This is a genomic window from Streptomyces sp. NPDC005494 (genome assembly GCF_042872025.1).
Taxonomy (GTDB): domain Bacteria; phylum Actinomycetota; class Actinomycetes; order Streptomycetales; family Streptomycetaceae; genus Streptomyces.
The window spans coordinates 100365-123959 of record NZ_JBIAJR010000015.1 but is presented as its reverse complement, the minus strand read 5'-3'; the positions used below and the strand labels follow the sequence as shown (position 1 = coordinate 123959).

The following is a 23595-nucleotide window of genomic DNA, read 5'->3' as shown; positions in this document are numbered from 1 at the left end:
CGGGCTCACGATAAAACGGGCATAAAGAGCGAGCCCCGCCAAAAGGCGAGGCTCAGGTGAGCGCAGCGGTACCGGCCGTGCGCATCGGGTATCGACGGGACCGCAATTCTCTGTCGAAATGTTATGAACGCGGGGGCGGAGCGTGTCAAACGACACAGGCCGCCCCCGCGTGACTACAACAAGTCCCGTAGATCACTACCGCTTTGCGGCTACTTCAGCCGGGCCATCAGTGCGTGCTCGACCAAGGTGATCAGACCGCTCTTGGCGTCCGCCCGGTGCCGGGCGTCCGTCGTGATGATCGGGGCGTCGGGGCCGATCTGGAGTGCTTCGCGTACTTCGTCGGGGGTGTAGGGCTGGTGTCCGTCGAAGCCGTTGAGGGCGATGACGAAGGGGAGGCCGCTGTTCTCGAAGTAGTCGACGGCGGGGAAGCAGTCGGCGAGGCGGCGGGTGTCGACGAGGACGACGGCGCCGATGGCGCCGCGGACCAGGTCGTCCCACATGAACCAGAAGCGGTCCTGTCCGGGGGTGCCGAACAGGTAGAGGATCAGGTCCTGGTCCAGGGTGATGCGTCCGAAGTCCATGGCCACGGTGGTCGTGGTCTTGTCCCCGGTGTGGGTCAGGTCGTCGATGCCCGCGGACGCGGACGTCATCACGGCTTCGGTGCGCAGCGGATTGATCTCCGAGACGGCACCGACAAACGTGGTCTTACCCACGCCGAAGCCCCCTGCCACCACGATCTTCGCCGAGGTGGTGGAGCGGGCCGTACCGTCGCTAGAGCTTGCGAAGTCCACTGAGCACCCTTTCGAGCAGTGTCACATCCGGCGCGCCGCCGGCCTCTCCGTTGCCCGGCTGGTGGATGGCCACCATGCCGGCTTCCGCCAGGTCCGCCACGAGGATCCGGGCCACACCGAGCGGCATGGACAGCAGGGCCGACACCTCGGCCACCGACTTGACCTCACGGCACAGGTGGCAGATCCGCTGGTGCTCGGGAAGCAGGGTCCCGAGGTGGGCGGGGTCCGCTGTGGTGCTGACCAGAGCCTCTATCGCGAGCTGGTAGCGCGGCCGGGTCCGGCCACCGGTCATGGCATACGGACGGACCAGCGGCTGGTCGCCTTCACCGTCGTACGACGCGTGGTGCAGTGCGCCGTACGGATCGGGTGAGGCGGGTGGCGGGGTCATAAATCCTCCGGGCGTGACAGCAGGATGTCGGCTTGCCGTCTGAAGGTGGCCGGTGAGGGGCTGTGGCGGCCGGATGGGTGAGGGTTTTGAGTAGTACCTGGGGTGATCGTGTCAGGTGTCTGCCGCATGGCCGATCAGTGCAGCAGACTTCCTTGTAGTTCGGCGCGGAGGTCAGGCGTGAGGACGGTTCCCGCACGGTCGACGAGGAGCGCCATCTCGTAACCGACCAGACCGATGTCGGCGTCGGGGTGGGCGAGGACGGCGAGTGACGAGCCGTCGGAGATGGACATGAGGAAGAGGAATCCCCTCTCCATCTCCACGACCGTCTGACTGACGGCGCCGCCTTCGAAGATCCGGGAGGCACCCGCCGTCAGCGACGTCAGACCGGAGGCCACGGCCGCCAGTTGATCGGCGCGGTCGCGTGGGAAACCTTCGGACATCGCCAGCAGCAGGCCATCCGCGGAGACCACCACCGTGTGGGACACCCCAGGGGTGTTGTCCACGAAGTTGGTGATCAGCCAGTTCAGATTCTGCGCGGCCTGACTCATGGGGCTCAACTAACGCTCCTGCTGGTGAGTGGGGCCGAGTTGGAAACTGCCGGTAGACGAGCCGTTGTTGGCCTGTCGTCCCTGCTGGATGCCCCGGCGGAGATTGGTCAGACGGCCGCGTACGTCATCGGGCGCACGCGAAACCTGAGGTCCGGACTGATGATTCTGCTGCTGTGCGGTGCCCGGAACCAAATTGGCACGTGGGACACGGCGGGGCAGGCCGGACGTGGTGATGCCGCCCGCAGCGGGCTTCTTGACCCGCTCCGCCTGCCGCACGAGCTCGTCGTTCGGCGAAGCGCGCCACGAACCGGTGTCCGCCGCACCACGCCTGGGCATGGGCGGAGCCGGGCTGCCGGCGGGCTGAGAGGCGGCCGGTGCCTGCGGCTCGGCGGCGGGGGGCTGCTGCTGGCCGCCCTGCTGCGGACCGTGGAACCAGTTCGTCTCGAGCGTGTCGTACAACGGCGTACGCCCGTCACCCGGTCCGGCCGGCGGCAGCACCTCGGGCTGCTGCGGCAGGGCGGGGCGGCGCGGCGGCTCGCCCGCGGAGGGGGCCGGCGGCAGCGGGGCACCGAAGTCGGCGTTCCCGGGCTGACGCGGAGCTGGCATCTGCGGGGCCTGGGCGCCGTAGCCCTGGTCCTGCGGCCTCGGGGCGTTGAAGTCCGGGCGGGCGAACTGCGCGGTGCTCGCCGGGTCCTGCGCCTGCGGGGCCTGCGGTGCCGAGAAGTCCGGCCGGGCGAACTCCGCCGTGGCAGCGGGGCCCTGACGGTCGTCCATCGGCGGACGCTGGTTCGGCGGGGTGAACGGCTGGTTCGGGGCGGAGGTGCCCGGCCGGGCGAACCGGCCGGAGTCGTGCTCCTCGTGACCGCGCGGGGCGTCCGGCTGCGTACGCCGCGGAGCACCCTGCTCCTCGACACCCCAGCTGGTGGCCTGCGGGCGCTGCGGCTGCGGGTTGCCGCCGGGGAGCTCGGCACGGGGGCCGCCGGGCGGAGGCAGCTGACGTCCGGGACCACCGGGCTGCTGCCGGTTCCCCTGGTCACCCTGGCCCGGCTGCTGAGCCTGACGGGCGGGCGGGCCGCTCTGCTGACCGGAGTGGCCGAAGAGGTTGGGCCGCCCCGAGTCCGCACCGGCCGAGGGGTCCTGCGGCGGACGGGCGCCCGGGCGGGCACCGCCGGCGAAGGCGCCGGCGAGGCCGCCGCCCTGACGCGGTCCCTCGGGCCTGCCCTGGTTCGGCAGGCCGGGGCCCTGCGGGCCGCCGGGCTGCTGACGCGGTCCGGCGCCGCCGTCGCGCGAGGGCAGTGCGGCGCGCGGGGCCGAGCCCGCACCCACCTGCCCGCGCGGCGCACCCGCGCCCAGTCCCTTGGAGGGAGCCGCGGCGGGACCCGCCAGCCCGGGACGCTGGCCGGCGCCGGGAGCACCGCCACCGGCGAGGAGCCCGCCGGGGGCACCGCCCTGCGGGACACCCTTGCCCTGCTGGCCCTGTCCCTGGCCCGGCTTCGGGGGCTGCTTGCCGCCGTGCGCGACCTCCATGGGCAGCATGACCAGCGCGGTCGTACCACCGGAGTCGGACGGGCGCAGCTGGATGCGGATGCCGTGTCGCAGGGACAGGCGGCCGACCACGAACAGACCCATGCGGCGGGAGACCGAGACGTCCACGGTGGGCGGCGAGGCGAGCCGCTCGTTGATCGCGGCGAGGTCCTCGGGGGAGAGGCCGATGCCGGTGTCGTGGATCTCGACGAGCACACGGCCGTCGGGCAGCGCGTGACCGGTGACGCGGACCTTCGTCTGCGGCGAGGAGAACGACGTGGCGTTCTCCAGCAGCTCGGCGAGGAGGTGCACGAGGTCGTTGACGACGCGGCCGGCGACCTCGGTGGCGGGCACCGCGGCCAGTTCGATGCGCTCGTACTGCTCCACCTCGGAGGCGGCGGCGCGGAGCACGTCGACCAGAGGCACGGGGCGCGTCCACCGGCGGCCCGGCTCCTCACCCGCGAGGACGAGGAGGTTCTCGCCGTTACGGCGCATGCGGGTCGCGAGGTGGTCGAGCTTGAAGAGGGAGGACAGCTGGTCCGGGTCGGCCTCGCGGGACTCCAGTTCGGAGATCAGCGAGAGCTGGCGCTGGATGAGGCCCTGGCTGCGGCGCGAGAGGTTGGTGAACATCGCGTTGACGTTGCCTCGCAGCAGCGCCTGCTCGGCGGCGAGACGGACGGCCTCACGGTGCACGTCGTCGAAGGCCGCGGCCACCTGGCCGATCTCGTCCCGGGAGTGCACACCGACCGACTCGACCGAGGTGTCGACGTCCTGCGGGTCCGTCTCGGAGAGCTGCTTGACGAGCTCCGGCAGGCGGTCCTGGGCGACCCGGGTCGCGGTGTCCTGCAGCTGTCGCAGCGAGCGGATCATGGACCGGGCCACGACGAAGGCGCCGACCAGCGACACCCCGAGGACGATCAGGATGATCGCACCGTTGAGGATCGCGTCGCGCTGCGACTCCTCGCGCAGCTCGCGGGCCTTGCTCTCCATCTCACCGAGCAGCGTCTGCTCGATGGTGCCCATGGCGTTGATCTTGTTCGAGCTCTGGTCGAACCAGTCCATGTACGTACGGGTCTTGCCGCTGCCCTCCATGCCGAGGGGGCTGTCGAGCACCTTCCTCGCGTACATGTCGGCGGCGGTGATCTCGGGATTCCCGTTGTCCAGCGGGGCCAGCAGCTCGGCGGAGCTCTTGCCCATGGACTCGTAGGTCGTCTCGAAGGTCTTGAGCGTCGTGCCGGCCTTGTTGAGCGCGTTACGGCCGAACGCCTGGTCGTTGTCGTTCAGGTGCGTCTTGTCGCTGTCGCCACCGGGCAGCGCCGCCGCGATGATCGCGCGCTCGACCGAGGCGTACTCCTTCGAGGCGGAGAAGGCGGCCAGGGCGCGGGTGCGCTTGATCATCTCCGGGTTGCTGGTGGCCTGGGCCATGTCCTGCGAGAGGCTCAGCAGGGAGGTGATCAGCTGGCTGTACTGGTCGATCGTGTTGAGGCTGGGGCTGTCGGCGGCGTACGCGTCCTTGCGGATGCTGGTGATGTTGCCCAGCTGGTTGCCGATCTGGCTGACGCTCGCGTGGATGCTGTCCAGCGCCGCGTCGCCAGGGGTGTTGCCGATCTCGTCGGTGGCGTCGAAGAAGGCGGCCTTGGCGCGGTCGGTGCGCTTGCGAGGTTCGGTGACCTTGAAGTCGGTGACCTTCACGCCGTTCGAGAGCGGGCCCGCCGAGTTGTCGCGCTCGTACTGGAGCGCGTTGGCGAGCGCGGTCGCCTGCTTGGTCATCTTGGTGAGCAGCTGCATGTGCTCCAACTGGTCCATGTCGTTCATGGACTCGTTGATGCGCAGGCCACCGAGGGTGGTCGCGGCGACCACGGGAAGGGCGAGCAGGGAGACCAGACGCGTGCTGATGCGCCAGTTGCGCAGGGCTATGCGTGAGCCGGCGCTGCCCGGTCCGACCGGCTTGTGGGGCGTCGCGGCGTCTCCGCCTCCGGCCCCCGCCGACCCCGTCGAACCGGTGCGTTGCGCGCGGTCGCCGCCGTCCCCGGCCGGGCCGGAGTTCTGGGCGTGCTGGGGTACGGAACCGCGGTCGCTGCCGCCGCGCGGTTCCTGATCCGCCGGAGCTTCCCCTCGGCCCTGGCGGGGCTGGGGCGACCCCATGCCATCCCTCTTGAAACGTCCCTGCACTAGCGTCGCAACCTCTGGACCAGGCGTCCCTTCGCGCGTGGGCGCGGCAGGACGGTGTCGGCGTCGTGGGGCGCTGGACGCGCCCCAAGGTGGTCGTGAGTGACCGGCGTACTTCCCCCTCCCGCCGCCACTCGGCGCTGCGTTGCGCCCCTGCGCGCTGGGCCTGAAACCCGCGGCGGTGCGTGGAATTCCAGCACAGAGGAGGATCTCCAACAAGGCCCGCGTACCGGGCTGTGACCTGGATGACACGGTGTGATGACGGAGTGACAAGGCGTGGAGCGCGTTCTCTGTCAAAACGGCCGATTAGGGGTGAGCTCGCCCTGGGGGGCCGGTGTCCCAGACGCGACGATCGGGAGCGGAATGCCAGATTCAATGACGGATTGTCGGGTTTGCATCTCATGATCGAGTGACCGTAATGAGTGTTTTGTCGGCAACTTCGTGAGCAAACTCACATGATGATCGCCGTCTCATCCCGGCCACGTCGGGGAATCGGATGTTTAGCCTGGCGCTTTACAGGGATAGCGAATCCGACAACCGGCGCGGCTCCGGGCAGCGCCCCAGCGACAAGGGTCCAGACGGCAGATGAAGACGACGATGACGTTCCGCAACATTGCCAACCCCCGGCGCACGACGCTGGCGCACCTCACGGACGCCGAGGCGCTGCGGACGCCGGAACAGCGGGAGCACTCCGTCGACCTGCCCACCCAGACAGCCAACCCGCGCCGCACCATCCTCATGGACGCCCCGGTCACGGCCGCGAAGTAGGCAGGCCCCACTCGCCGGCACGGGGGCCCCTCACCGGCACGGGCCCACCCAGCACGGCGCGGGCCCACCCCGCACGGCAGGGACCACCCGCCGGCGCGGGCCCGCCCGCCGTCACGGGCACGGCCGCCCCTCACGCGCAGCCGGTGTCCGGCCGGGCGAGGCGATAGCCTGGAGCGTCAGTCTTCAGCCAGCCAGCAAGTGAGGGGCGACAGCATCCCGTGCGCATCGCCAGGTTCTCCATCGACGGCAATGTCGCCTTCGGCGCGGTCGAGGGCGACAGCCCCGACAGCCTCGTCCTCGACATCATCAAGGGCATCCCGTACGCCGACTTCGAACTCTCCGGGACCAAGGTCCCGCTGAAGAAGGTCCGGCTGCTCCCGCCCGTGCTCCCCAACAAGGTCGTGGCCATCGGCCGCAACTACGCGGAACACGCCGCCGAAATGGGCAACGAGGTCCCGGATGTGCCCGTCGCCTTCTTCAAGCCCACCACGTCGGTGATCGGCGCGGGCGACTCCATCGAGTTCCCCTCCTTCTCCGAGGAGCTGCACCACGAGGCCGAGCTGGCCGTGGTGATCGGCCGCATGTGCCGCGAGGTTCCGCGTGAGCGCGTCAAGGACGTCATCTTCGGCTACACCTGCGCCAACGACGTCACCGCGCGTGACGTCCAGCGCCGGGAGAGCCAGTGGGCCCGGGCGAAGGGCTTCGACACCTCGTGCCCGCTCGGCCCGTGGGTGGAGACCGACGTCGACCCCGGCAACCTGGCCATCCAGGCCACGGTCAACGGCGAACAGCGCCAGCTCGGCCGGACGAGCGACATGATCCGCTCCGTCGAGGACCTGATCGTCCACATCACGGAAGCCATGACGCTGCTCCCGGGTGACGTGATCCTCACGGGAACCCCCGCAGGAGTGGGACCCCTGCACGTCGGCGACGAGGTCGCCGTCACCATCGAAGGCATCGGCACTCTCACCAACAAGGTGATCAAGCGTGGTTAACGCACCTGTCCGCGTACGTTTCTGTCCCTCCCCGACCGGTAACCCCCACGTGGGCCTGGTCCGCACCGCCCTGTTCAACTGGGCCTTCGCCCGGCACCACCAGGGCACCCTGGTCTTCCGTATCGAGGACACCGACGCGGCCCGCGACTCCGAGGAGTCCTACCAGCAGCTGCTCGACTCGATGCGCTGGCTCGGGCTCGACTGGGACGAGGGCCCCGAGGTCGGCGGCCCGCACGAGCCGTACCGCCAGTCGCAGCGGATGGACCTCTACAAGGACGTCGCCGCCAAGCTCCTGGACGCCGGGCACGCGTACCACTGCTACTGCACCACCGAGGAGCTCGACACCCGCCGCGACGCCGCCCGCGCTGCCGGCAAGCCCTCGGGCTACGACGGCCACTGCCGCGATCTGAGCGACGAGCGGAAGGCTGCGTACGAGGCCGAGGGCCGCACCTCGATCGTCCGCTTCCGGATGCCCGACGAGGCCATCACCTTCACCGACCTGGTCCGCGGCGACATCACCGTCCAGCCGGAGAACGTGCCGGACTACGGCATCGTCCGCGCCAACGGGGCCCCGCTCTACACGCTGGTCAACCCGGTCGACGACGCCCTGATGGAGATCACCCACGTCCTTCGCGGCGAGGACCTCCTCTCCTCCACCCCGCGCCAGATCGCGCTCTACCGCGCGCTGATCGAGCTGGGCGTCGCCAAGGACACCCCCGCCTTCGGTCACCTCCCGTACGTCATGGGGGAGGGCAACAAGAAGCTCTCCAAGCGTGACCCGCAGGCCTCGCTGAACCTCTACCGCGAGCGGGGCTTCCTGCCCGAAGGGCTGCTCAACTACCTCTCGCTGCTGGGCTGGTCGATCGCGGAGGACCGCGACATCTTCGGCCGCGACGAGCTGGTCGCGGCGTTCGACATCTCCGCCGTCAACGCCAACCCGGCACGCTTCGACCTGAAGAAGGCCGAGCACATCAACGCCGAGCACCTGCGCATGCTCGACGTGAAGACCTTCACCGAGGCCTGCGGTCCCTGGCTGAAGGCCCCCTTCGCCCCGTGGGCGCCCGAGGCCTTCGACGCGGAGAAGTTCGCTGAGATCGCCCCGCACGCCCAGACGCGTGTGACGGTCCTCTCGGACATCACGGCCAACGTCGACTTCCTCTTCCTGGACGAGCCCGTCCACGACGAGGCGTCCTGGGCGAAGGCCATGAAGGAGGGCTCCGACGCCCTGCTGGTCACGGCCCGTGCCGAGCTGACCGCCGCCGAGTGGAACGCCGAGGCCCTCAAGGCCGCGGTTCTCGCCGCCGGTGAGAAGCACGGCCTGAAGCTGGGCAAGGCACAGGCGCCGGTCCGGGTGGCCGTCACCGGCCGCACGATCGGCCTGCCGCTCTTCGAGTCCCTGGAGATCCTGGGCCGCGAGAAAACCATCGCCCGCATCGACGCCGCGCTGGCGAAGCTCGCCGCGTAGCGGTCCGTACGCACGCCGGAGGCCGGGCTCCCCCCAGGGGGAGCCCGGCCTCCGGCCGTTCACGGCACCGGGGCGGCCCCCGAAGCCGGCAGGGGAGTCCGGCCCCCGCATTCCCGCGTTCGGGCTTCCGCGCGTTTGCGGGCGGGTAAGTTCCTGGACATGGCGATTCGCGCTGTCCTCTGGGACGTGGACGACACGATCTTCGACTACGCGGGCTCGGACCGGACCGGTCTGCTGCGGCATCTCCGCGCGGAAGGGCTTGCCGGGAGTGACGAGGACCACCACGGCCGCTGGATGCGCATCGCCTCCGTCCACTGGGCGCGCGTCGCCGCCGGGGAGTCGGACTGGCCCGCGCACTGCCGGGACCGGGTGCGGGAGTTCCTGGACGCGGAGCTGAGCGACGAGGACGCCGACGCGTGGTTCCGCCGGTACGTCGGGCACTACGAGAGCTCCTGGGAGCTCTTCCCGGACGCCGTGCCCGTCCTCGACGCGCTGGCCGCCACGCACCGGCACGCGGTCCTGTCGAACTCCTCCGTCGACCACCAGGAGCGGAAGCTGCGGGCCCTCGGAGTGCGGGACCGTTTCGAGGTCCTGCTGTGCGCGCAGGAACTCGGTGTCTACAAGCCGGACGCCAGAGCCTTCCGCACGGCCTGCGAGGCGTTGGAGCTCGATCCGCACGAGGTCGTCTACGTCGGGGACCAGCCGGACATCGACGCGGCCGGAGCCGTGGCCGCCGGTCTCGCCGGTGTGTGGCTGGACCGGCGAGGACGGGGCGGGCGCCCGGAGCTCGTCCGGATCACGGGGCTCGCCGAGCTTCCCGGCCTGCTGGCAGGCGATACCCGTTTTGGAGCGCCGGACACCTTCAGGTAATGTTCTTCCTGCGCCGCCCGAGCGGGCCGAAAGATCCGGCCGGGAAGCGCAGACAGAGACACAACCCCCAGGGGTTGCGTTTCAGTGGGCTATGGTGTAATTGGCAACACTACGGTTTCTGGTACCGTCATTCTAGGTTCGAGTCCTGGTAGCCCAGCGCAAAACCAAGTAGCAAGCCCCCGTTGTGTAGCGGCCTAGCACGCTGCCCTCTCACGGCAGTAGCGCCGGTTCGAATCCGGTCGGGGGTACAGATCCTTCCCGCGAGAACACCTGGGTCGCACCCACGTTTTCGATGCAGGATCGCTAGGGCCCCCGTTGTGTAGCGGCCTAGCACGCTGCCCTCTCACGGCAGTAGCGCCGGTTCGAATCCGGTCGGGGGTACTTGTCACACCATGGGCTATGGTGTAATTGGCAACACTACGGTTTCTGGTACCGTCATTCTAGGTTCGAGTCCTGGTAGCCCAGCGCAAGTCAGCAGTAACCACGCCCCCGTTGTGTAGCGGCCTAGCACGCTGCCCTCTCACGGCAGTAGCGCCGGTTCGAATCCGGTCGGGGGTACAACACAGCAGTACGGCAAGGCCCTTCACCCCGGTGGAGGGCCTTCTCCGTGTTCCGGGCGGCGGCGCAGGGGAGTTGATCGGGCGGTGCGGCCACTTCCCGTACGGGGCGGGCCTGTTGCGGAGTGCGTGCGTGCTGGTCGAGAAGGGGGCCGCCACGACGCTGGGGCGGCCTCTGGGGAGGTGCGAGCCGGAGGCGGAGTCCGTGTCGGGGACCTCGGCCTCGTACGGCGAAGGGGCGTGACCCCTCGGGGGGTTCAGCCCGTGCGGCGCAGGGCCTCACTGAGCCGCGCCGCGGAGTCGATGACGGCCTGCGCGTGCATCCGGCCCGGGTGGCGGGTGAGCCGCTCGATCGGGCCGGAGACGGACACCGCTGCGACGACCCGGTTCGAGGGACCGCGGACCGGGGCGGAGACGGAGGCCACACCGGGCTCGCGCTCGCCGATCGACTGGGCCCAGCCCCGGCGGCGTACGCCGGAGAGGGCCGTCGCCGTGAAGCGGGCCCCCTGCAGTCCCCGGTGCAGACGCTCCGGCTCCTCCCAGGCCATCAGGATCTGGGCGGAGGAGCCCGCCTTCATGGTGAGGGTGGAGCCGACCGGCACGGTGTCCCGCAGACCGGACAGGCGTTCCGCCGCCGCCACGCAGATGCGCATGTCGCCCTGCCGGCGGTAGAGCTGCGCGCTCTCGCCCGTGATGTCGCGCAGGTGTGTGAGTACGGGTCCGGCCGTCGCCAGGAGGCGGTCCTCGCCGGCCGCGGCCGCGAGCTCCGCGAGCCGGGGACCGAGAATGAACCGGCCCTGCATGTCCCTCGCCACCATGCGGTGGTGTTCGAGTGCCACGGCCAGTCGGTGAGCCGTCGGCCGTGCGAGCCCTGTCGCCGCGACCAGCCCGGCGAGGGTGGCCGGACCGGACTCCAGGGCGCTCAATACCAGAGCTGCCTTGTCGAGAACGCCGACGCCGCTAGAGTTGTCCATACGACGATACTCGCGTCTCACTCTGTGAAACGCAAGTTCAATTTTCCCCGGAAGTTGCGAACCTGTACGTGCGGCCGTACAACGGCCCACAGCCACCGCCCCGCTCGGGGGTCCGGACGGCGGCACCCGAATCTCTAGTTGGGCCGGCGAGGATGCCGGCCGGAGGGAAAGCGATGGGTAGGACACTCGCGGAGAAGGTCTGGGACGACCACGTCGTCCGGCGCGCCGATGGCGAGCCCGACCTCCTCTTCATCGATCTGCACCTGCTGCACGAGGTGACCAGCCCGCAGGCGTTCGACGGCCTGCGTCAGGCCGGCCGCCCGGTGCGGCGACTCGACCTCACCATCGCCACCGAGGACCACAACACCCCGACCCTCGACATCGACAAGCCGATCGCCGACCCGGTCTCCCGCGCCCAGCTGGAGACCCTGCGCAAGAACTGCGCGGAGTTCGGCGTGCGGCTGCACCCGCTGGGCGACGTCGAGCAGGGCGTCGTGCACGTGGTCGGCCCGCAGCTCGGCCTGACGCAGCCCGGCACCACCGTCGTCTGCGGCGACTCGCACACCTCCACCCACGGAGCGTTCGGGGCCCTGGCCTTCGGTATCGGCACCAGCCAGGTCGAGCACGTCCTGGCGACCCAGACGCTGCCGCTGGCCCGCCCGAAGACCATGGCGATCACCGTCGAGGGCGAACTCCCCGACAGCGTCACCGCCAAGGACCTGATCCTGGCGATCATCGCCCGGATCGGCACCGGCGGCGGCCAGGGCTACATCCTCGAATACCGCGGCTCCGCCATCGAGAAGCTCTCGATGGAGGCCCGGATGACCATCTGCAACATGTCGATCGAGGCCGGCGCCCGCGCGGGCATGATCGCCCCCGACGAGACCACCTTCGCCTACCTGAAGGGCCGCGACCACGCGCCCGAGGGCAAGGACTGGGACGCGGCGGTGGAGTACTGGAAGACGCTGCGCACCGACGACGACGCCGTCTTCGACGCCGAGGTCGTCATCGACGGCGCCTCGCTCGCGCCGTTCGTCACCTGGGGCACCAACCCGGGCCAGGGCGCGCCGCTGTCGGCCAACGTCCCCGACCCCGCTTCGTACGAGGACGCCTCGGAGCGCCACGCCGCCGAAAAGGCCCTGGAGTACATGGGGTTGACCGCGGGCCAGCCGCTCCGCGAGATCGGCGTCGACACCGTCTTCGTAGGTTCCTGCACCAACGGACGCATCGAGGACCTGCGCAACGCGGCCGCGATCCTGGACGGCCGCAAAGTCGCCGACGGCGTACGGATGCTGGTCGTCCCGGGCTCCGTCCGGGTCGCCCTCCAGGCCGTCGAGGAGGGCCTGGACAAGGTCTTCACCACCGCCGGCGCCGAATGGCGGCACGCGGGCTGCTCGATGTGCCTCGGCATGAACCCCGACCAGCTGGCCCCCGGTGAGCGCTCCGCCTCCACCTCGAACCGGAACTTCGAGGGCCGGCAGGGCAAGGGCGGCCGTACCCACCTGGTGTCCCCGCAGGTCGCCGCCGCCACCGCCGTGCTGGGCCATCTGGCCTCGCCCGCCGATCTGTCCGACGTCCGTACGCCCGCCGGAGTCTGAGAGTCATGGAAGCATTCACCGCACACACCGGCCGGGCCGTCCCGCTGCGCCGCAGCAACGTCGACACCGACCAGATCATCCCCGCGCACTGGCTGAAGAAGGTCACCCGCGACGGATTCGAGGACGGGCTCTTCGAGGCCTGGCGCAAGGACGAGAACTTCGTCCTCAACCGCCCGGAGCGCAAGGGTGCCTCGGTCCTGGTCGCCGGCCCCGACTTCGGCACGGGTTCCTCCCGTGAGCACGCCGTCTGGGCCCTCCAGAACTACGGCTTCAAGGCCGTCATCTCCTCGCGGTTCGCGGACATCTTCCGGGGCAACTCCCTGAAGAACGGTCTGTTGACCGTCGTCCTCGACCAGAAGGTCGTCGACGCGCTGTGGGACCTGACGGAGGCCGACCCGACTGCCGAGATCACCGTCGACCTGGAGAAGAGGCAGGTCCTCGCGGAGGGCGTCACGGTCGACTTCGAACTCGACGAGAATGCCCGCTGGCGACTGCTGAACGGCCTCGACGACATCAGCCTCACCCTTCAGAACGAAGCGGACATTGCGACTTATGAGGCGGCCAGGCCGTCCCACAAGCCGCGTACAATTGTCGCCTGAGCAGCGCTTTTCCCGAACTGCGCCCCCTGCCGGATGGCAGGGGGCGCAGTCGCTTGTTGAGACCCCCTCGGGCGACAACTCGCCCCAGATGGCACAATCGGTGCATGGAACGCGACAGCCAACTCGAGCTCTATGGCCACGTCGCCGACCGATTGAAAGAAGCGCACGCAAGGGTGCGCACACTGCAAGTCCCGGAGGGCGTACGGATGGCGCTGTCCCGGAAGCTGTTGGCCGTCACGGCCGCGGCTAAGCACGATCTCCCAGGCGCGGCAAGACGTCTGGACCGTTTGATGAAGGACCTCGACGAGGGCCGATTCCCCGAAGGTGACTGACTCTGCGGACGGCGCAGCGGTCGACTTCGTTGCGGCACTAGGGTGATTAGCCCGTTTCGTGTTTGATTTGCGGTATATATCTGCCTAACGTGCGAAAAAGCCTGAACAGTTTCGTTCCGGCAATGTCTCCGAAGGGGAAGACGTGAACAAGGCGCAGCTCGTAGAAGCGATTGCCGACAAGGTCGGCGGCCGCCAGCAGGCCGCAGACGCAGTCGACGTGGTACTCGACGCGATCGTCCGCGCGGTTGTCGCGGGGGACCGGGTCTCGGTCACCGGCTTCGGCTCGTTCGAGAAGGTCGACCGCCCCGCCCGGTACGCCCGTAACCCGCAGACCGGCGAGCGCGTGCGGGTCAAGAAGACCTCCGTGCCCCGCTTCCGCGCGGGACAGGGCTTCAAGGACCTGGTGAGCGGCTCCAAGAAGCTCCCCAAGGGCGGCGAGGTCTCCGTCAAGAAGGCCCCCAAGGGCAGCCTCTCGGGCGGTTCTTCCACCCGGACGACGGCCAAGGCCGCCGCCAAGAAGGCCACCGCCAAGAAGGCCACGGCGCGCAAGACCACCGCCGCGGCGGCGAAGAAGACGGCCCCGGCCAAGAAGACCACCGCGAAGAAGACCACCGCGGCGGCCAAGAAGACCACGGCGGCGGCGAAGAAGGCGACCCCGGCGAAGAAGACGACCGCGACGAAGAAGACCGTCGCCGCGAAGACCGCGCCCGCCAAGAAGACCACGGCGAAGAAGGCGCCCGCGAAGAAGACCACGGCGCGCAAGACCACAGCCAAGAAGGCCACCGCACGCAAGAAGTGAGACCGGGCACCGCTCGTTCTCGTACGCGCCGGGCCGGGCTCCCCTCGGGGAGCCCGGCCCGCGGGCTGTTCAGGGGCTCCTCAGAGCGTCTGGAGCGTCACCAGGGTGATCCGCAGGGAGGCGCCTTCACCTGCGGTCTCGATGCGCACCCGCTGCCCCGCACGCAGCAGCCGCAGCCCGCCCGCGTCGAAGGCGGCCGCGTCGAAGTCCACCGGGGTGCCGTCGTCGAGGAGCACGCTGCCGGTACGGGTCTCGGGGTCGTACGTGAACGAGGTCGCCTGCATGAGCGGCAGCCTATCGGTCCCCGGCGGCCACCAGCGGGGCCGCGGGGCCGGCCGTGAACCGCCCCACTCCCAGCGCCAGCGCCGCCGCCAGGTCCTCGCCCGTGTCCACGTCCCTGCGGACCGAATCGAGGCCGGGCAGCCCGATCTCCACCGCGCCCGACGCCAGATGCCGTGCCCGCGACGCACCGCCGAAAGCCGGCCGCAATTCCACCCCGGGCGCAGCGGAAAGAAAAGTGGTACCGATTTCCTGTGCGTCGCAGACAAATGTGCGGGGGAATTCTGCGGCGAAATCGAGCACCCGCGCCAATTCCTCCGGGCGCAGTGCGGGGAGATCCGCGTTCAGTGCCGCGACCGCCACTGCCCCGCGCCGCGCGCGCACCGAGCGCGCGCCGTGCTCCAGCGCGGCGTTGAGACCGGCCGCGGGGACGTCGGCCACCGTGAGCGCGCCCAGAGCGGCCAGCGCCGCACCGGCCACCGGGTCGTCCGTGACGACCACCACATCGCCCACCGCCCGGCAGGACAGCGCCGCCGAAACGGTGTCCTGGGCGAACGCCAGGGCCAGCCGCGGACGCAGATCTCCTCCCACGGCCCGGCCCAGCCTGCTCTTGGCCCGTGCGAGCGGTTTCAGCGGGACGACCAGGGACCAGGGGCCGGTCGGGTCGGTGTTCGTGGCGATCTCCCCCTCCGTACGCATCAGGACTTATTCTCGCCTGCCGGCACGACAACCCGGAGGTCCGCCCCCACGGGTGAGGCGTACGGTGTTCTCCACACAGCAGGGACCCCGGCCGGGCACAGCAGTGCCGCCGTCCCCGCAGCAGGTCAGTCCCTAGAGGAAGGCGTCCGAGTGTCCCGCCCCAGAATCGGCTTCTGGTACCGCCTGGCTGCGGTCATCGCAAAACCGCCGCTGGTGGTTCTGTTCAAGCGCGACTGGCGGGGAATGGAACACATTCCGGCCGAGGGCGGATTCATCACGGCGGTGAATCACAACTCGTATCTGGACCCGCTGTCCTACGGGCATTTCCAGTACAACACCGGCCGCGTGCCGAGGCTGCTCGCCAAGGCAGGGCTGTTCAGGACCCCGTTCGTCGGGATGATCCTGCGCGGCACCGGGCAGATCCCCGTCTACCGCGAGTCGACCAACGCTCTCGACGCCTTCCGCGCCGCGGTCGACGCCATCGAGCGGGGCGAGTGCGTCGCCTTCTACCCCGAGGGCACGCTCACCCGGGACCCCGACATGTGGCCGATGGCGGGCAAGACCGGCGCGGCCCGCGTCGCGCTGATGACCAAGGCCCCCGTCATCCCCGTCGCGCAGTGGGGCGCCAACCTCGCGATGCCGCCGTACGCCAAGGAGAACAAGCTCCAGCTGTTCCCCCGCAAGACCCTGCGGGTGCAGGCGGGACCGCCGGTCGACCTCTCCCGCTACTACGGCCTCGAACCGACCCCCGACGTCCTGCGCCAGGCCACCGAGGCCATCATGGCCGCGGTCACCGCCCAGCTGGAGGAGGTGCGCGGCGAGAAGGCCCCGGCCGAGCTCTACGATCACCGCAAGGCCCGTGCTGAACAGCGGCGCAAGGCAGAGGGAAAGGGATCCACGTGACGCACCCCGCCAAGGCTGCCGTCTTCGGAACCGGATCATGGGGTACGGCCTTCGGCATGATCCTCGCCGACGCCGGCTGCGAGGTCACCCTCTGGGGGCGCCGCGCCGAGGTCGCCGAGGCCGTCAACCGGACGCGTACCAACCCCGACTACCTGCCGGGAATTGAGCTCCCCGCCTCGATCAGGGCCACCACCGACGCGGCCGAGGCGCTGCGTGGCGCCGACTTCGCCGTCCTGGTCGTGCCCTCCCAGACGCTCCGCGCCAACCTCGCCGACTGGACCCCGCACCTGGAGTCGAAGACGGTCCTGGTCTCCCTCATGAAGGGCGTCGAACTCGGCACGGCCAAGCGGATGAGCGAGGTCGTCGAGGACGTCACGGCGGTCCCGGCGGACCGCATCGCCGTCGTCACCGGCCCCAACCTCGCCAAGGAGATCGCCGAACGCCGCCCCGCCGCGGCCGTCGTCGCCTGTTCGGACGAGAGCGTCGCCCAGCGCCTCCAGGCCGCCTGCCACACCCCGTACTTCCGTCCGTACACCAACACGGACGTCGTCGGCTGCGAGCTCGGCGGCGCGGTGAAGAACGTCATCGGCCTCGCCGTGGGCATCGCCGACGGGATGGGCCTCGGCGACAACGCCAAGGGGTCGCTCATCACCCGCGGGCTCGCCGAGACCACCCGCCTGGGACTCGCGATGGGCGCGGACCCGCTCACCTTCTCCGGACTGGCCGGGCTGGGCGACCTGGTGGCCACGTGCTCCTCGCCGCTGTCGCGCAACCACACCTTCGGCACCAACCTCGGACGCGGGATGACGCTCCAGGAGACGGTCGCCGTGACGAGCCAGACCGCCGAGGGCGTCAAGTCCTGCGAATCGGTGCTCGATCTGGCGCGCAGGTACGGCGTCGACATGCCCATCACCGAGACGGTCGTCGGGATCGTCCACGAGGGCAAGTCGCCGGTGGTCGCGGTCAAGGAGCTGATGTCGCGCAGCGCCAAGCCCGAGCGGCGCTGACTCGAGCCCTACCAGCAGGTACGCTCATCGCGATATGAGCAGCCAGAACCTCCCCCAGAGCCCTGAGAGCCCCCTGAGCTCCGAGCAGAGCTCCGCGCAGGGCCGCAAGCCGCGCGTGGCCGTCGTGTTCGGTGGCCGCAGCTCCGAACACGGCATCTCGGTCGTCACGGCCGGCGCCATCATGAGCGCCATCGACCGGACGAAGTACGACGTCCTGCCGATCGGCATCACCAGGGACGGACGTTGGGCCCTCACGTCCGACGATCCGGCCCGCATGGCCATCACCGACCGGCAGGTGCCGGACGTGGAGCAACTGGCCGGGTCCGGCGCCGTGCGCGGGTCCGTGACGCTCTCCGTCGACCCCGGCAACCGCGACGTCGTCGTGGGGGAGCCCGGTGCCGTGCCCACGGTCCTCGGACAGGTCGACGTCGTCTTCCCGATGCTCCACGGCCCCTACGGCGAGGACGGCACGCTCCAGGGGCTCCTGGAGCTCTCCGGCGTGCCGTACGTCGGCTCGGGTGTCCTGTCCTCGGCCGTCGGCCAGGACAAGGAGTACATGAAGCGGGTGTTCATCTCCTTCGGCCTTCCGGTCGGCCCGTACGAGGTCGTACGGCCCCGCGAGTGGGAGTCGGACCGCCCCGCCGCCCGCAAGCGCATCATGGAGTTCGCCGCCGAGCACGGCTGGCCGCTCTTCGTGAAGCCGGCCAGGGGCGGCTCCTCCATGGGCATCACGAAGGTCGACGACCCGGCGGGACTCGACGAGGCGATCGAGGAGGCCCGGCGGCACGACCCCAAGTTCCTCGTGGAGTCCCTGCTGCGCGGCCGGGAGATCGAGTGCGGCGTGCTGGAGTTCGAGGACGGGCCGCGCGCCAGCGTGCCCGCCGAGATCCCGCCCGTGACCGCGCACGACTTCTACGACTTCGAGGCCAAGTACATCGACTCGGCCGCAGGTCTCGTGCCCGCGCCGCTCACCGACGAGCAGACCGCCGAGGTCCAGCGCCTCGCCGTCGACGCCTTCGAGGCCGCCGCCTGCGAGGGGCTGGTGCGCGCCGACTTCTTCCTCACCGAGGACGGCACCTTCGTCATCAACGAGATCAACACCATGCCGGGCTTCACGCCGATCTCGATGTACCCGCGCATGTGGCAGGCGAGCGGGGTGGACTACCCGGAGCTGGTGGACCGGCTGATCACGTCCGCGCTGAACCGCCCCACGGGCCTGCGCTGACGCCGGTCCTCCCGCCCCGGCGGAGTCACAGACTGTCGGGGACCGTCTTCTTCACGGGTACGGCGAACGCCGACAGAGGGGTGATGTCATGGGCGTACTGCGTCCCGAGCGTCACCTCGACATACGCCTTGCGGTACGTGGTCGTGAACCGCGGACCGGCGTCATCGCGCTGCTCCAGCAGCCAGTTGACGCCGTCCGCGTCCACACCCTTGGCCTGGGAATCATCCATCCGTGCGGGGCGGGGGACACCGCAGCGCAGTACGATCGCCCCGTCCCCCCAGCCGGCGGTCAGGTCCGAAGCCGGTGAGGGATCACTCCGCTCCAGACCGGCGACGGTCCGGGGCAGCTCCTCGTGCAGTGCCTCGCAGTACCCGGCGGCCTCCGACGACGGCGTGGGCACCGTCACCGAGGGCTGTGCGCCGGAGGAACAGCCCGCCGCCGTCAGGACGAACAGGGCGGCGGACGGAGCGAGAACGCGGGATCTGGGGGACCGGCGACGGGTGTGAGTCACCGGACCAGCGTAGACAGGGGTCAGAGGTGGACGACCGGGCAGGTCAGGGTACGCGTGATGCCGTCCACCTGCTGGACCTTGGCGACCACCATGCGGCCGAGCGCGTCCACCGTGTCGGCCTGCGCGCGCACGATCACGTCGTAGGGGCCTGTGACGTCCTCTGCCTGGATCACTCCCGGAAGCTTGGCGATGGTCTCGGCGACGATCGACGCCTTGCCCACCTCGGTCTGGATAAGGATGTACGCCTGTACCACGGAACCTCCAGGGCGGCCACGAGGATCATGTGGGGGAAAGGGACGCCACGTTATCGCGTTGCCCCGGGCCGCGGGGAGACCTACGGGCCGGTCGACGTCCACAGCGTGGCGCGTGCACCACGGAAGTTGACGTATCTCTTGACGGTACCGACAGCAGGTGGGGCTCGCGACCGCAAGCCCACCGAGGCGGAAGGGGGACGGTGATGCCTGCACGTCCCGGGGCCACGGCCCCTCGTGGGCCCCTCGCCCACGGTCCGGGTCTCCGGCCGCCGAAGCAGCCCGGACAGGTGTCCGGTGCGATAGATGAGAGGTGAGACTCGGTGAAGGGAACCGTGGGCGAGTTGGGGGAGTTCGGGCTCATCAGAGAGCTCACGTCCCGGCTCACCACCACTCCGGCGGTACGGCTGGGACCCGGCGACGACGCCGCGGTCGTCGCCGCTCCCGACCGCAGGGTCGTGGCCAGTACGGACATCCTGCTGGAAGGGCGGCACTTCCGCCGCGACTGGTCGACAGCGTACGACGTCGGGCGTAAGGCCGCCGCCCAGAATCTCGCCGACATCGCGGCCATGGGCGCCGTGCCCACCGCGCTGCTCCTCGGCCTCGTCGTCCCGGCCGACCTGCCGGTCACCTGGGCCGGCGAGCTGATGGACGGCCTGCGCGACGAGTGCCAGGTCGCCGGGGCGGCCGTCGTCGGCGGCGACGTCGTCGGCGGCGACACCATCACCGTCTCGATCACCGCGCTCGGCGACCTGCGCAACCACGAGCCCGTCACCCGGGCCGGTGCCCGGCCCGGCGACGTGGTGGCCGTCACCGGATGGCTCGGCTGGTCCGCGGCCGGATTCGCCGTGCTCTCCCGGGGGTTCCGTTCGCCCCGCGCCTTCGTCGAGGCCCACCGGCGCCCCGAACCGCCGTACCACGCGGGCCCGGCGGCGGCCGGCCTGGGCGCCACCGCCATGACCGACGTCAGCGACGGCCTCGTCGCCGACCTCGGGCACATCGCGGAGGCCAGCAAGGTCCGCATCGACCTGCGGTCCGGGCTCATCGACATCCCCTCGCAGATGTCCGACATCGGGCAGGCCGTCGGCGTCGACCCGCTGCAGTGGGTGCTCACCGGGGGAGAGGACCACGCGATCGTGGCGACCTTCCCCGCCGACGTGAAGCTCCCCGCCCGCTGGAAGGTCATCGGAGAGGTCCTCAACCCCTCGGCGCTGCCCCAGGTCACCGTCGACGGGGCGCCCTGGACGAGCAAGGGCGGCTGGGACCATTTCGGATCCATCGAGGACGCTTAAAGGCGTGCACGGGAAGTCCCGCCCGCCCGGCGCTGCTTCCCCAGCACGCCCTAGTAGATTCCGGGGCATGACCGCACCTGCCCCGATACCGCCCCGTGTCCTCACCGTCGCCGGATCAGACTCCGGCGGCGGTGCGGGCATCCAGGCGGACCTGAAGACGATGCTGGCCCTCGGCACCCACGGCATGAGCGTGCTGACCGCGGTGACCGCCCAGAACTCCCTGGGTGTGCAGGGGGCCTGGGAGCTGCCGGCGGAGGCCGTACGCGCCCAGTACCGCAGCGTCGTCGACGACATCGGCGTACAGGCGGTGAAGACCGGCATGCTGTCCTCGGCCGCACTCGTCGAGACCGTCGCGGAACTCCTCGCGGAGACGGACGCCCCCGTGGTCGTCGACCCCGTAGGCGTCTCCAAGCACGGGGACCCGCTGCTGGCCTCCGAGGCACTCGACTCCGTACGCACACGCCTGCTGCCCGTCGCCACGGTCGCCACCCCGAACCTCGACGAGGTGGCACAGCTCACCGGCACCACCGTCACCGACGAGGCCGGAATGCGGCGGGCCGCCGCGCAGATCCTCGCGTACGGCCCGCGCTGGGTGGTGATCAAAGGCGGTCACCTGCCCGGCGAGGCCGTGGACCTGCTGACGGACGGCAGCGAGGAGCACTGGCTGCGCGCACCGAGGCTCGACAACCGGCACACCCACGGCACCGGCTGCACCCTCGCCTCCGCCATCGCCTGCGGACTGGCCCGGGGCCAGGACGTGCCGACCGCCGTGAGGGGCGCGAAGGAGTACGTCACCGGCGCGATCAGGGGCGGCTTCGCGCTGGGTGCCGGGATCGGCCCGGTCGACCACGGCTGGCGGACACACACCGCCCGGTGAGGCGGGGCCGCCGGAGCACAGCAAAAAGCCGGTCCACCGAGGTGGACCGGCTTTTTGGGCAACCGGAAGGCTGCGCTACGACGGGGACGTCAGCGCGCGACCTTGCCGGCCTTGATGCACGAGGTGCAGACGTTGAGCCGCTTCGGCGTCCGACCGACCACGGCACGCACGCGCTGGATGTTGGGATTCCAGCGACGGGACGTACGGCGGTGCGAGTGCGAAATGCTGTTGCCGAAGCTCGGCCCCTTGCCGCAAACGTCGCAGTTGGCAGCCACGGGTCACTCCAAAGACTTCAGATGCACTTACAGTGAATTCCGGCGCGCCGGAATCATTTTACTGAAGTGGCGGTACCGGAGGGATTGGCCCGACTCTCGTCGGGCAACCGGAGCAGCATACAACGGCTGCGTCGGAGATACGAAACTACCACGGCTCCCCGAGCACTCCGTCCCGCACCTCTGCCCGCCCGGCCTGGGGACGAGGGCTACTCTGCGGTGCAGCCAGCCCCCCACGGCCGCCCAAGGAGGACCAACGGTGCCGCAGTCCCCCGACGATCTCGACGCCGTCGCGGTGCGCACCTGGTGCTCACTGGCCCTGGAGGCCCTCGGCCGGGAGCGTGCGGCTATCGACGCCATCAACGTCTACCCCGTCGCCGACGGGGACACCGGCACCAACCTGTACCTGACCGTGGAATCCGCGGCGGCGGCGGTTGAGGCGGTCTTCGCCGCCCACGAGACCGGCGCCACCGTCCCCGCCACCGCGGACGCCGTACGTGCCATGGCGCACGGGGCGCTGATCGGTGCCCGCGGGAACTCCGGCACCATCCTGGCCCAGCTGCTGCGCGGCATGGCGGGGGTGCTGGCCGAGTCGGGTGACGCGGATCATGTGCGCGCCGCCCTGAAGGAGGCCGCCGCGGCGGCCCGGCTGGCCGTCGCACACCCCGTCGAGGGCACGGTGCTGACCGTCGCCACCGCCGCCGCGACAGCGGCCGGTGCCACCGCCGGCGCCGGCCTCACGGACGTGCTCGACGCGGCGTACGAGGGGGCGCGCCAGGCTCTCGCCCGGACCCCCGGCCAGCTCGCCGTCCTCGGACGGGCCGGAGTCGTGGACGCCGGCGGGCAGGGCCTGGTGGCCGTGCTCGGGGCGCTGCTGGAAGCGGCCGGCGGACGGCGCGGGGAGCGCGCGGTACCGCCCGCCCCCGAGGTCCCGCCCCTGACCGGTGACTGCGCGGAGGCGGACCCGGACGGCGGCCCGGCCTTCGAGGTCATCTACCTCCTGGAAGCCCCCGACGACGCGGTCGACCGCCTGCGGAGCAGGCTCGACGCCCTGGGCGAATCCCTGGTCGTGGTCGGCGGGGACGGCCTGTGGAACGTCCACGTCCACGTCGACGACGCCGGAGCGGCCGTCGAGGCGGGGGTCGAGGCGGGCCGGCCGTACCGCATCAGGATCACGCACTTCGCAGCCGACCGGATCAGGGCCGACCGCGATCCCGTCCAGCGCGCCGTCGTCGCCGTGGTCCCCGGCGACGGGCTCTCCCAGCTGTGCGTCGAGGCCGGGGCGACCACCGTGCTGGCCCGTCCCGGCGAACCCCCCGCGAGCGGCGAGCTGGTGGACGCGATCCGCCGGGCCCACGCCCGCGAGGTCGTCCTGCTGCCCAACGACGCGCAGCTGCGCCACACCGCCGCGGCGGCCGCCGAACAGGCCAGGGCCGAAGGCGTCCGCGTCGCCCTGGTCCCCACCCGCGCCGCCGTCCAGGGCATCGCCGCCCTCGCCGTCCACGAACCCGGACGCAGCTTCGACGAGGACGTCGTCGCCATGACCTCGGCGGCCGGCGCCACCCGGTACGCCGAACTGGCCGTCGCCGAGCACCGGTCGTGGACCATGGCCGGCATCTGCCAGGCCGGCGACATCCTCGGCCTGATCGACGGCGACGTCGCCGTCATCGGTGAGGACGTCCCCGGCACGGCACGCACGGTCCTCGACCGGATGCTCTCGGCCGGCGGCGAACTCGTCACCCTGATCCTCGGCGAGGACGTGCCGGACTCCCTGGCCGAGGAACTCGGCGAGCACGTCCGGGAGGGCTACCTCGCCGTCGACACGGTCGTCTACCGGGGCGGCCGCCAGGCGGCACCCCTGCTGATCGGCGTGGAGTGACACCGCGCGCCGCTGCGCCCGGC

At 70.6% G+C, this 23595-nt stretch carries 24 protein-coding genes and 5 tRNA genes; 19 read left to right on the top strand and 10 right to left on the bottom strand.

The genetic code is table 11. The features are described from left to right. Window positions 1-209: 209 nt before the first annotated feature. The 4 genes from ACFYQ6_RS32885 to ACFYQ6_RS32870 form a co-directional block, all read right to left on the bottom strand. Window positions 210-791: an ATP/GTP-binding protein gene (locus tag ACFYQ6_RS32885; RefSeq protein ID WP_073745657.1), complete on the bottom strand. Its 582-nt coding sequence runs from the start codon at window positions 789-791 to the stop codon at window positions 210-212. Continuing rightward, window positions 772-1179 carry a DUF742 domain-containing protein gene (locus tag ACFYQ6_RS32880; RefSeq protein WP_003966010.1) on the bottom strand — a complete coding sequence of 136 codons (408 nt, stop codon included), beginning with the start codon at window positions 1177-1179 and terminating at the stop codon, window positions 772-774. The genes ACFYQ6_RS32885 and ACFYQ6_RS32880 overlap by 20 nt, the downstream gene beginning before the upstream one ends. A 134-nt stretch (window positions 1180-1313) precedes the next feature. Beyond that, a complete protein-coding gene (locus ACFYQ6_RS32875; protein WP_006127850.1) occupies window positions 1314-1727 on the bottom strand; it encodes a roadblock/LC7 domain-containing protein in 414 nt (137 codons plus the stop codon). Between the two features lie 9 nt (window positions 1728-1736). Then, window positions 1737-5396 carry a nitrate- and nitrite sensing domain-containing protein gene (locus ACFYQ6_RS32870; protein ID WP_361583495.1) on the bottom strand — a complete coding sequence of 1220 codons (3660 nt, stop codon included), beginning with the start codon at window positions 5394-5396 and terminating at the stop codon, window positions 1737-1739. A gap of 609 nt (window positions 5397-6005) precedes the next feature. Between ACFYQ6_RS32870 and ACFYQ6_RS32865 the strand changes: the two genes are divergently transcribed. The 9 genes from ACFYQ6_RS32865 to ACFYQ6_RS32825 all read left to right on the top strand — a co-directional run bounded on the left by ACFYQ6_RS32865 (window position 6006) and on the right by ACFYQ6_RS32825 (window position 10076). Further along, window positions 6006-6188, top strand: coding sequence for a hypothetical protein (locus tag ACFYQ6_RS32865; RefSeq protein ID WP_361583498.1), 183 nt, complete (start codon window positions 6006-6008; stop codon window positions 6186-6188). Window positions 6189-6406: 218 nt separating this feature from the next. After that, a complete protein-coding gene (locus ACFYQ6_RS32860) occupies window positions 6407-7183 on the top strand; it encodes a fumarylacetoacetate hydrolase family protein (protein ID WP_145810904.1) in 777 nt (258 codons plus the stop codon). Next, window positions 7176-8648, top strand: a complete 1473-nt coding sequence (gltX, locus tag ACFYQ6_RS32855; protein WP_361583500.1) for a glutamate--tRNA ligase — start codon at window positions 7176-7178, stop codon at window positions 8646-8648. Before ACFYQ6_RS32860 ends, gltX begins: the two co-directional genes overlap by 8 nt. Before the next feature lie 159 nt (window positions 8649-8807). Beyond that, complete coding sequence (locus tag ACFYQ6_RS32850) at window positions 8808-9518, top strand: HAD family hydrolase (RefSeq protein ID WP_361583503.1); 711 nt, start codon at window positions 8808-8810, stop codon at window positions 9516-9518. Window positions 9519-9603: 85 nt separating this feature from the next. Next, window positions 9604-9675: transfer RNA gene (locus ACFYQ6_RS32845), tRNA-Gln, on the top strand. Between the two features lie 18 nt (window positions 9676-9693). Beyond that, a tRNA-Glu gene (locus ACFYQ6_RS32840) sits at window positions 9694-9766 on the top strand. Between the two features lie 60 nt (window positions 9767-9826). Further along, window positions 9827-9899: transfer RNA gene (locus tag ACFYQ6_RS32835), tRNA-Glu, on the top strand. A gap of 12 nt (window positions 9900-9911) precedes the next feature. After that, window positions 9912-9983 (top strand) — tRNA-Gln (locus ACFYQ6_RS32830). Window positions 9984-10003: 20 nt separating this feature from the next. After that, window positions 10004-10076 (top strand) — tRNA-Glu (locus tag ACFYQ6_RS32825). A gap of 256 nt (window positions 10077-10332) precedes the next feature. Here ACFYQ6_RS32825 and ndgR read toward each other — a convergent pair. After that, entirely contained in the window at window positions 10333-11049 is a 717-nt protein-coding gene (gene ndgR / locus ACFYQ6_RS32820; protein WP_014048551.1) for an IclR family transcriptional regulator NdgR, read from the bottom strand. Between the two features lie 173 nt (window positions 11050-11222). Between ndgR and leuC the strand changes: the two genes are divergently transcribed. The 4 genes from leuC to ACFYQ6_RS32800 all read left to right on the top strand — a co-directional run bounded on the left by leuC (window position 11223) and on the right by ACFYQ6_RS32800 (window position 14377). Further along, window positions 11223-12647: a 3-isopropylmalate dehydratase large subunit gene (leuC, locus tag ACFYQ6_RS32815; RefSeq protein WP_361583506.1), complete on the top strand. Its 1425-nt coding sequence runs from the start codon at window positions 11223-11225 to the stop codon at window positions 12645-12647. A gap of 5 nt (window positions 12648-12652) precedes the next feature. Continuing rightward, window positions 12653-13246, top strand: a complete 594-nt coding sequence (gene leuD / locus ACFYQ6_RS32810) for a 3-isopropylmalate dehydratase small subunit (RefSeq protein WP_361583508.1) — start codon at window positions 12653-12655, stop codon at window positions 13244-13246. A gap of 104 nt (window positions 13247-13350) precedes the next feature. After that, a complete protein-coding gene (locus ACFYQ6_RS32805; RefSeq protein ID WP_361583511.1) occupies window positions 13351-13578 on the top strand; it encodes a hypothetical protein in 228 nt (75 codons plus the stop codon). A gap of 142 nt (window positions 13579-13720) precedes the next feature. Then, a complete protein-coding gene (locus tag ACFYQ6_RS32800) occupies window positions 13721-14377 on the top strand; it encodes an HU family DNA-binding protein (protein ID WP_361583514.1) in 657 nt (218 codons plus the stop codon). Between the two features lie 80 nt (window positions 14378-14457). On the opposite strand, the gene ACFYQ6_RS32795 is transcribed toward ACFYQ6_RS32800, so the two are convergent. Together ACFYQ6_RS32795 and cofC are read right to left on the bottom strand one after the other, a co-directional pair. Then, a complete protein-coding gene (locus tag ACFYQ6_RS32795) occupies window positions 14458-14661 on the bottom strand; it encodes a hypothetical protein (protein ID WP_361583517.1) in 204 nt (67 codons plus the stop codon). Between the two features lie 10 nt (window positions 14662-14671). Next, entirely contained in the window at window positions 14672-15355 is a 684-nt protein-coding gene (cofC, locus tag ACFYQ6_RS32790; protein ID WP_361583520.1) for a 2-phospho-L-lactate guanylyltransferase, read from the bottom strand. A 150-nt stretch (window positions 15356-15505) separates the two neighbouring features. Here cofC and ACFYQ6_RS32785 point away from each other — a divergent pair, with 150 nt between their 5' ends. The 3 genes from ACFYQ6_RS32785 to ACFYQ6_RS32775 are packed head-to-tail and all read left to right on the top strand — an operon-like array spanning window position 15506 to window position 18490. After that, window positions 15506-16258: a lysophospholipid acyltransferase family protein gene (locus ACFYQ6_RS32785; RefSeq protein ID WP_361583522.1), complete on the top strand. Its 753-nt coding sequence runs from the start codon at window positions 15506-15508 to the stop codon at window positions 16256-16258. Further along, window positions 16255-17265, top strand: coding sequence for an NAD(P)H-dependent glycerol-3-phosphate dehydrogenase (locus ACFYQ6_RS32780; protein WP_361583525.1), 1011 nt, complete (start codon window positions 16255-16257; stop codon window positions 17263-17265). The genes ACFYQ6_RS32785 and ACFYQ6_RS32780 overlap by 4 nt, the downstream gene beginning before the upstream one ends. A gap of 34 nt (window positions 17266-17299) precedes the next feature. Beyond that, window positions 17300-18490: a D-alanine--D-alanine ligase family protein gene (locus ACFYQ6_RS32775; RefSeq protein WP_388766475.1), complete on the top strand. Its 1191-nt coding sequence runs from the start codon at window positions 17300-17302 to the stop codon at window positions 18488-18490. 25 nt (window positions 18491-18515) lie between these two features. Here the strand turns inward: ACFYQ6_RS32775 and ACFYQ6_RS32770 are convergent, their stop codons facing one another. Further along, window positions 18516-19001, bottom strand: a complete 486-nt coding sequence (locus ACFYQ6_RS32770; RefSeq protein ID WP_361583531.1) for a DUF3515 domain-containing protein — start codon at window positions 18999-19001, stop codon at window positions 18516-18518. Window positions 19002-19021: 20 nt separating this feature from the next. Beyond that, window positions 19022-19255 carry an Lrp/AsnC family transcriptional regulator gene (locus tag ACFYQ6_RS32765; RefSeq protein WP_056791028.1) on the bottom strand — a complete coding sequence of 78 codons (234 nt, stop codon included), beginning with the start codon at window positions 19253-19255 and terminating at the stop codon, window positions 19022-19024. Window positions 19256-19575: 320 nt separating this feature from the next. On the opposite strand from ACFYQ6_RS32765, the gene ACFYQ6_RS32760 reads away from it, so the two are divergent. Together ACFYQ6_RS32760 and thiD are read left to right on the top strand one after the other, a co-directional pair. Further along, entirely contained in the window at window positions 19576-20544 is a 969-nt protein-coding gene (locus ACFYQ6_RS32760; protein WP_361583534.1) for a thiamine-phosphate kinase, read from the top strand. 67 nt (window positions 20545-20611) lie between these two features. Beyond that, window positions 20612-21421 carry a bifunctional hydroxymethylpyrimidine kinase/phosphomethylpyrimidine kinase gene (thiD, locus tag ACFYQ6_RS32755; RefSeq protein WP_361583536.1) on the top strand — a complete coding sequence of 270 codons (810 nt, stop codon included), beginning with the start codon at window positions 20612-20614 and terminating at the stop codon, window positions 21419-21421. Between the two features lie 89 nt (window positions 21422-21510). Here thiD and rpmB read toward each other — a convergent pair whose 3' ends face one another. Beyond that, window positions 21511-21696 carry a 50S ribosomal protein L28 gene (gene rpmB / locus ACFYQ6_RS32750; protein ID WP_003965989.1) on the bottom strand — a complete coding sequence of 62 codons (186 nt, stop codon included), beginning with the start codon at window positions 21694-21696 and terminating at the stop codon, window positions 21511-21513. A gap of 256 nt (window positions 21697-21952) precedes the next feature. Between rpmB and ACFYQ6_RS32745 the strand changes: the two genes are divergently transcribed. Beyond that, window positions 21953-23572 (top strand): DAK2 domain-containing protein, encoded by a 1620-nt coding sequence (locus ACFYQ6_RS32745; protein ID WP_361583539.1) that lies wholly within the window; start codon window positions 21953-21955, stop codon window positions 23570-23572. Window positions 23573-23595 lie beyond the last annotated feature (23 nt).